This is a genomic window from Sphingobacterium sp. T2, from assembly GCF_000814685.1.
GTDB classification, from domain to species: Bacteria; Bacteroidota; Bacteroidia; order Sphingobacteriales; family Sphingobacteriaceae; genus Sphingobacterium; species Sphingobacterium thermophilum.
The window spans coordinates 1-1,964 of the sequence record NZ_JXAC01000293.1; the positions used below are offsets into that span (position 1 = coordinate 1).

Below are 1,964 nucleotides of genomic sequence, written 5' to 3' on the forward strand. Positions count from 1 at the left end.
CGAAACGCCGCAGGAATTCTATCAGGTGATTACACACAACCGCAGTCAATATACATTGCGGGATATATTGTGGCCCATCATGCAGGATGAGATACTACGCAATAAAAATCTGCTTCAGAATCCGGGATGGTAGGATTAGTTTTCAATTAAAAATAAAAAGAGAGGAATATGAAATACTCATGTTTCCGAAAAGACAAACACATATGAGTATTCCACCGAAAAGACAAACACATATGAGTATTCCATATGGCAAATAAAGAACAAATTATACACATATGAAAAAATATATAATATATCTGATCTTACCATTCCTAATCTGGGGATGCGGTGAAGATTACATCGGCCAGTATGCTATGGACGACGTTCCACCGGGGCCGATATCGGTAGTTTCTGTGGAGAATATACCGGGAGGTAGTGTCATCAGTTATACAGTGCCGACGGATAAAGATTTTTCTTATGTCAAAGCGATATATACAGTCAATGGAAAGACGAAAGAACAAAAATCATCCGTCTTTAATCGAAAAATAACATTGGTTGGTTTTGGGAGATCTCAAGCTCAGCAAGTTGAACTGATCGCTTATGATAAAAGCGAAAACGCCTCCAGCCCCGTTAAGGTTGATATCCACCCTTTGGATGCGCCGGTATTTGACATGATAGAGAATGTGACTATTAGGGATGATTTTGGAGGTATACGCATCGATTGGAAGAATCCTCACAAAGCGGATGTCGTGCTGACTGTGCTGACGACTTCCGATAAATATGGAGAAGAAGAATGGACAGAAGCTGACCGATTTTACTCGAGTGCTGTAGAAGGTGTGGCAAATGTTCGGGGATATAATGATGAAGAGCGCTTTTTTGGGTTATACTTTAGGGATCGTTGGGACAATTTCTCGGATACCTTGTATATAAAAGCACATCCGTACTATGAGGAAATGTTGGATAAATCCAAATTTAGTCGTTGGAATCCACCCGGTATACCCTACAATGCCTATACCAGTACCGATTGGCGGATAGAAAACCTTTGGAACAATGTAATATCCGGAAGCGCTGCTGGTTTTGCTAGTTTTACGCACGACAATACCTTTGATATGGGGCAAACGGCAAAATTGAGTCGTATCAGGATTAACAACCGGCCTGAGAGAAATTTACTGTATAATTTTGCCCATCCCAAGAAATTCCAAATATGGGGATCCAATCATTCGAATGTCAACGCTGATTTTTCTACCTGGACATTATTAGGAGAGTTTGAATCCTATAAACCCTCCGGGAAGCCTCTTGGGGAGATTGATGATGATGATTATAATTATGGACATGTCAATGGGGAAGAGTGGAATTTTCCACTGGATATTCCGCCTGTTCGTTATATACGTTGGTATGTGATCGATACCTGGGGTGGATCAGAATATACGCAAGTTATGGAAATGACCTTGTGGGGAGAGGTTCAAAAATAAATGCAACGAATATGAGAACTATTATAAATAAATATATGTCATGGCTATGGATGGGTGCCTTTGCTATGCTATTCTCCTGTGACAGAATGAATGACCTCCATGACGAATATCTGAAAAGAGGAGAAATAACTTACCTATCCAGAATAGATGAAGTCAAAATCCATCCGGGGGATAAAAGGGCAGAACTCTTGTTTGTGAACAAGGATCCAAAAGCCAAGACAATGACCGTGTATTGGCGATCCAGGACGGACTCTGTCGTATATACCATACCGGACAACAGTGTGGGGCAGGAACTCAAAGTACTACTGCCTGACCTGCCGGAGGACTTCCTGACATTTGAGCTAGTAACTACCTCCGCAGACGGCGATAGCAAATCACTACCTACTGAACTATCAAGTAGAATATACGGGGATAAATATAGGGAGAGTCTAAATAATAGATTGATCGATGTCGCCACATATATCGAATCTTCCAAAGCACTTTTCCAGGTGACATCAAGCTCATTGGAAGATT

At 41.1% G+C, this 1,964-nt stretch carries 3 protein-coding genes; all 3 read left to right on the forward strand.

What is annotated here, in order from left to right; genetic code table 11:
- Nucleotides 1-133: RagB/SusD family nutrient uptake outer membrane protein (locus tag SD31_RS21460; RefSeq protein ID WP_156138391.1), on the forward strand; the 133-nt coding region annotated here is incomplete at its 5' end.
- A gap of 142 nt (nt 134-275) precedes the next feature.
- Complete coding sequence (locus SD31_RS14245) at nt 276-1,451, forward strand: DUF5000 domain-containing lipoprotein (RefSeq protein ID WP_039054601.1); 1,176 nt, start codon at nt 276-278, stop codon at nt 1,449-1,451.
- A gap of 11 nt (nt 1,452-1,462) precedes the next feature.
- Nucleotides 1,463-1,964 (forward strand): DUF4998 domain-containing protein (locus tag SD31_RS14250; RefSeq protein WP_197053743.1); only part of this gene is annotated, 502 nt, incomplete at its 3' end.